Below are 6,113 nucleotides of genomic sequence, written 5' to 3'. Positions count from 1 at the left end.
CGGCAATCATGACGAAACAGGAGTCTTCACCGCATCGCCGTTGTAGGCGACGCGAAACGCTTTACGTCCACATGGACGCGAACCGCAGAATTGCAATCAGCCCTTAACGTAGGAGACGGACTGTTATTACGCATGAACATGGCTGAGTTGATGTATGCGGACTGCATGTCGCGCGGGAGCCGCTAATGCGATCGTGCCCGGACGAACAGTCGAGAGATACGGGGAACGCCATACGATCGCCCCGCAAGGCCAAGATGCGCGACCTTGCTTAACACGAGACTAACGGCGCGCCTCGTTTAGAGTTGTTTCGCTTTCGCCGGGTTTGGCAGTCGTGCAAACCAGGTCGCCTTCGCTAGGATCTCGAATTTGCTGTCGGTCTTGGTCTTGACGCGGCCGCTAGCTCGGAGTGTGCCTTGTGCGACCGTAGCTGTTTCGCCGTGGCGCGAAGGTGCGCAGAAACGTTCTTGCGATTGCGGAATGCACATTGTGAGGATCATAGCCTGAATGACAAGCAAGAGGCAGTGCAGCAATGTTGCAGCCAGATCGTATCGTCCGCATTAAATACCTTCATTTCCAATACTAGCCTGTCTCGGTCCACCATCTCTCGCAAAATCGCCGGGGCACGTTAGTGCCGCTGGCAGGCATTAGCGACCGGGCGTGGGCCACGAAGTTTGCCTTTGCGATTGGCTTTAGAGGCGCAATGCCACTAGCAACTGCGCATCACTTCGGAAAAGGTAAGGCCGCGTCACTGAGCCATCATCGCCATAGAATGTTCGCGGCCGGTCCGCTGCAGAGTTGAAAGAAGCAGCGTTGTTTCGAAAAACTGTTTTTGAGAAAGCAGGTTGACGGTTCCGAAGCAGCTCCAGACGCGGCGACCTGTTGAAACGCCGATGCGATCCCAGTCCTGAAGAGCCATCGCCGCTGAACAGTGATCCTGTCGAAGGTTCTAGTAAGGAGAGTTGTGGGTAGCGGCGTCGGGGCTGGGGATCCTGATGAACATCCGCGATCCATCAACACGCGGTGTGTCTCCCGAGCTAGGTCACTGAAGTTGAGGAACCCTCACCGGAAAGAGCTTTGTTCGGGTCACGACTGTCGACGTCGGCGTCTACGCCGATACCCATGTGGATTTCGAGACCAATCTGGTTGCCGCAAATATCCAGCAACCAGCGAACGACTTCGACTTCATAAACCTTTTGGTCTTCGTCTAGCGGCAACACGATAGAGTCCCCAACCCGGGGAATGGCAGTCCAGTTGACCAAGATGCCGTTCGAATGATCGGCGCTGTAAATCATCACTTTCATCATCGGCCCTCGGATTGGAGAACCGATATAAAGTCTGTTTCCGCAATTGCCAGCAGGACTTTTGGCTCGGGAAGGATCTGAGCTCAACCGCTTTGTACAGCTGTGCTTGTCGTAATGATTGGCGTCATCGGAAGCTCGACAGGCAGCCAGTGGCCATTGATCTCTCTAGTAGTCCCGATGCTCCGGTGCGAATTCATCTCGCAGCACGATAAGGATCTTTCGGGTCATTCGCACATGAATGCCCAGCCACCGATCGTGGCCGGGCATCATCATTTGATCAACAGACGCTATCTTTGCGCTGGATGACTAGCGCGTGAAGACCGTGACAGAGCCGTCTGCGCCGGTCTGCAGAGCCACTACACTAGAAGGCTCCACGCCTTCAGCTTCAAGTGCAGTCATAAGGTCAGCGTTGCCCTCAATCGACTGCTGCAATTCGGCTATTGCATCCTCATTGTCAGCAATGGCATTTTCCAATGCGACGCCGCTCTGGCCCTGCGCTGCCATGTTGGCATCCACGACTTCGACCGATGAAATCTCGCTCATGGACTCGACTTCAGTCGATGCTGAACGAATGGACGAAATGGCTTGGCCGAAGTCTGCTCGACCATTGACCGATCCTGTCACATCCTGGCCAACTCCAACGCCAGCATTTCCGCCAGCATCATGGCCCATGCCGGCGCCCGCAGAACCGGATGCTCCAGCGCCGACGCCTGCGCCGACTCCCGCTCCAGCCCCCCCAGCTCCAGCTCCAGCCGATCCGCCGACTGAGCCTCCGACGCCAACCTGTGCATATGCAGTACCCGCAAGCAGGCCGGTGGCGATAATGGCGGCGACAGTGGTTTTGGTGAACATCTTCATGTTGTCTTCTCCTTACTGATTGACCGGTGCTGACACCGTTCAATTTGTCCCAGCGCAGAGAGAGCTAGCTTGTGACATTGCTAACAACGTGACAGGGCAAGTCACGTTCGGTTTCCGTCGCGCGCTTAATTTTTAGCTAGCGCCTTGGAACCAATTACGTGGGTAGTACCCCGGACTTCGATGGCGGTGATTCTATTGGTGCTCCCGATGCCGATGCGCGTTGTGGCAACGGTTGCGCAGCGTCGTTCGAAAGGCAGCAATAACGCGCAAGCGCTGCGCGAGACATCAGTTTTCGCGGGGACTGACATTCGCCTCACGATGGCTACAGATTCAGCAATTGTGGTGCGTCAAGACCTTTCGTCGCTGGTCCCATCTCAAAGATGACGGCCATCGTTGGTGTCAATGCCCCAGCAACGCGACACATTCGCCGGTCTTAAACGTGACAATTACCGCAGCATTCACTCAACCAGGCGGATCGCTCCAGGGTTCTGGATATGCATGTTCGCGAGCTCCGGATCGCAATCCATCTTAAATTTCGCATTGCCTATGAGCGTGATTTCCTGCGCAATGATGCGGATGCATTCTCCGCTGGTGTTACTGTTTCCCGAGAACTGCAGTTCCACGACGTCTGGCAGATAGATTATCCCGGTCAGCGTAGAAGAGCTATTCCCGGTGATGATGGCTTCGGACGTGTTTCCTCGCTCGGCGACGAACACAAATCCTGCCCAATCGCCTTCCAGCTGTGGAGATAAGTGGAAGGTTGCTCCTCCTTGGATTTCGAGGTCTGCACCATTCATGAGGAAAAACGTGACGCCTTCACCCGAGACAATCGATTGGCTCGTCAGCTTCAGGGAGCCTCCATCGATCAAGTATTCTCCCGAGGCGAGCTGCACATTCCCTTTAATTTCAAGGTCGGAATAGGTACCCGGCTTCAGTTGAACGACGTAGTCGCTTTTTGCGCCATTCGGCGTCCTTCCGGTGCCGTTGCAATCGCCATTGCCACCACCACCGGTGACGAAGTTTTGGCCGCAGCCAGAGAGGTCCACTCGATGATGCAATCTTGGCAATGCTATGCGCGAAAATGGATCGCGAACTTGAGGCGTTCCCTCTCGCGGCTGCGCACATGCGAGTTCAATGTTCAAGGAATTGATCGCTATACCGCCTGACGCGTAGAGGCATTCGGCAACCAATGCGCCAGCACCACCGAGATAGATGGCCTCTTGATGAATTGAATTGGCGGTGATCGTGCAGCCGCTCATGTCGGCCTCTGCACTTCCGCTTACTTCGAAGGCTCTAGGTGCCGTCTTTGCGAGTGCGAGGATGCAAGCTTCAAGATCCGGTGCGCGGCCAGCAACGGCCCGCTTCGCAATAGGAAAGGATATGCGGGACCAGAAGACGGGCTCGTAAGCAAGATCGATCTCGACTGCCACCTGATCTTCGAGAAGTCCCGGCAACAGTTCAACACCAACGTATGGCCGGCTCGTCTCTAAGCTCTCGTCAAGCACAGGCTCCGCTGCCGCATGAGGAAGCACAACAGCCGATTGGTAAAAATTTGCCCAGAATGCCTCGTTGGCCGCCTCACTTAGATCCGCAGACGAGCCGCCGTTACCGTGTTCAACAGCTGCTGCGATTGCGGCACTGTCAAGCGCCCGCTGCATCTCCGTCGCCTGCCGGAAGGCATTCGCGCCGTCGACAGCGAGCGCACCAGCTGCAAGCATGGGCACGAGACTCAGCGAAAAAAGGACGGCAATGTTTCCTCGCCGATCCTCAAGGAACCTGCGAATTAGTGCATAGTGGCGCTGCGCAACCATTATCGAGCCCCCCAACACGAGCTCAGCGATCTTAAGGAACAGACGATAAAGGAGCGTTGATTAATTTGTTGGATTTTAACTCAATACGTATCACCTAGTTCTATTAGCCGGCATTAGTCGCTCGACACAACAAGCTCGATCCGCTGCAAATTTCCGATGCTTAAGCGGCTACACTTCCACTGGGAATGCATGAATTCACCGTCACCAAACCCAAGAGCCGGATCTCGATGCGATCTTCTAGCACCTACCGCATGTTCAGCCGGTTCTCTTCGCGGTAGACGAGATTCTCTAGGTTATCGCGGAATATAACGATTACATTTCTCATTATTCGATGTAACAGAGACGCGAGCCCAGTCTTGCCCTCTCGCAAAACAAGAGGAGCCAGAACAATGGACCACAGCAAGCACATCAGACTTTCGGATGTCGAGATCACAGAACGCAACCTCAAGGGCGCCACAGTATATGGACAGAACGACAAGAAGGTCGGCACGGTCGCTCACATGCATGGCGTCGGGAATACCGGTCGCGTCGTAATCGAACGCGGCGGCTTCCTTGGCTTTGGGGCAAAGTCTGTTGCAGTCGCAGCGAGCGAACTGGACATCATGCGTGACGAAAGCGGATCGATTCTCGGCAATGTATGGCAAGAAAGCGGCAGCCTCTACGGCTATCGCACACTGCATGACAACCGCCCCAAGCACGAAGTAACCAAGTGCCCCAATCACATCCCGGCATCGGGCGGGATCAAGGCGCAGATTGGGCCACAAGCGTCTCCCCGCCTTCTATGGCCGCAAACCGTTGGTTGTGGTGGACAATACTCCTTCCCGGCAGTTCGATGTCGATGCGCCGAACAAGGCATGGATGACAGGTATCAACTCAATCCGGACCCATGCGTTTTCTCATCTGGCCATGGCATCGACCTGTTCTCGCGCGCCGCGTCATCGGTTGGTCGCTGCGCAGCCGGCGAACCACTGATGTCGCGCTAAGATGCTCCAACTTTAAGCCAACTGCCAGCAGAAGCCTGCAAAGGCAAGCGCAAAGAACGCCGCTCCTAAGAGCGCCACATTGCACTTTGACGGTCGATAATTGTCGTTTGCGGCGACGTACTTGAGATCCGCGAGCGTAAAGTCATACGAACGGTATCCTTTGCTCGGCGCGGGATCGTAAGCCAACTTCATTGTTCGTAGCGTCGGGACGTAAAGGCGATCGCGCGGTGCTCGTCTGTGAACCCTCACCCGGTCGTCTTCTCGCCGATCTCCTTTTCCAAACTTCATCGATCGCGTCCTCAGTCTCTCGACCCTCCAGTGATGACCGTTGACTGTTCGTCTTCAGGGGAAAGCTAAGCGCTCCCCACATCAACTGCGCTCTCTGGATGCCGTTCCGTATTCCCTTCTCTTTATGCAATTTTTCTCGACTATCGCAGATCGATCCGTCGCCAATTCAGGCACAATGAACCCTACAGCAACGCTTTGATACGTTGTGCGTACTTTTCAGCTCTCGAACGGAACTGGGCCGCGGTTCTTCTTTTCCACTGTGCTTGCCTCGGCACTTTGCCATTTCACAGACGACAAAGCTCGCTGATGCGAAAGCGTTCCGACGAGTCCGGAAGGCCGATTGACAGCTGCGCAGCGAGCGGGGCAGCATTAGGCTTGAAGGCATTTTACCTGCCCCATCCTCATCCTCTTCATTCGGCCGGGTCCGCCCACCCAGTTCACCAATCCGGAGACCTCCCCCATGCGCGCTGCGATTTACGCCCGCTTTTCGACGGAGCTGCAGCAGGAAGCCTCGATTGACGACCAGGTGCGCAATGCCCGGGCTCTGATCGAAGGCCGCGGCTGGCAGGTTGGCGAGATCTATGCCGATCGCGCCCGATCCGGTGCGACGACACTTCGGTCCGGCTATCAGAAGATGCTGACTGACGCGCGCCGCAACGCGTTCGATGTTGTGGTGTGCGAAGGGCTCGATCGCCTGAGCCGCGACCAGGAGACGATCGCCGGACTGTATAAGACCCTGCAGTTCCAGGGGATCGCGATCGTCACGTGCGCCGAGGGGGAAGTCAGCGAGATCCATGTCGGGCTGAAGGGCACGATGAACGCGCTCTTCCTCAAGGACCTTGCGCTCAAGACGCATCGCGGCCTGGAAGGTC

At 55.9% G+C, this 6,113-nt stretch carries 6 protein-coding genes; 2 read left to right on the top strand and 4 right to left on the bottom strand.

From position 1 onward, the window contains the following. Nucleotides 1-745: 745 nt before the first annotated feature. The 4 genes from GC125_RS19875 to GC125_RS00430 all read right to left on the bottom strand — a co-directional run bounded on the left by GC125_RS19875 (nt 746) and on the right by GC125_RS00430 (nt 3,970). Nucleotides 746-916, bottom strand: a complete 171-nt coding sequence (locus GC125_RS19875; RefSeq protein ID WP_199864384.1) for a hypothetical protein — start codon at nt 914-916, stop codon at nt 746-748. A gap of 118 nt (nt 917-1,034) precedes the next feature. Continuing rightward, nucleotides 1,035-1,304, bottom strand: coding sequence for a hypothetical protein (locus GC125_RS00445; protein ID WP_151983232.1), 270 nt, complete (start codon nt 1,302-1,304; stop codon nt 1,035-1,037). A 303-nt stretch (nt 1,305-1,607) separates the two neighbouring features. Then, nucleotides 1,608-2,159 carry a hypothetical protein gene (locus GC125_RS00440; RefSeq protein WP_199864383.1) on the bottom strand — a complete coding sequence of 184 codons (552 nt, stop codon included), beginning with the start codon at nt 2,157-2,159 and terminating at the stop codon, nt 1,608-1,610. Between the two features lie 458 nt (nt 2,160-2,617). After that, nucleotides 2,618-3,970 carry a TadE/TadG family type IV pilus assembly protein gene (locus GC125_RS00430; protein WP_151983230.1) on the bottom strand — a complete coding sequence of 451 codons (1,353 nt, stop codon included), beginning with the start codon at nt 3,968-3,970 and terminating at the stop codon, nt 2,618-2,620. Between the two features lie 389 nt (nt 3,971-4,359). Here GC125_RS00430 and GC125_RS20405 point away from each other — a divergent pair, with 389 nt between their 5' ends. Next, nucleotides 4,360-4,953 (top strand): PRC-barrel domain-containing protein, encoded by a 594-nt coding sequence (locus GC125_RS20405; RefSeq protein ID WP_151983229.1) that lies wholly within the window; start codon nt 4,360-4,362, stop codon nt 4,951-4,953. Nucleotides 4,954-5,701: 748 nt separating this feature from the next. After that, on the top strand, nt 5,702-6,113 hold a 412-nt coding region (locus GC125_RS00420; RefSeq protein ID WP_199864382.1), incomplete at its 3' end, for a recombinase family protein.

Source organism: Rhizobium sp. EC-SD404, from assembly GCF_902498825.1.
Lineage (GTDB): Bacteria > Pseudomonadota > Alphaproteobacteria > Rhizobiales > Rhizobiaceae > Georhizobium.
The sequence above is the reverse complement of the archived record's forward strand: the minus strand, read 5'-3'. Positions and strand labels throughout refer to the sequence as shown.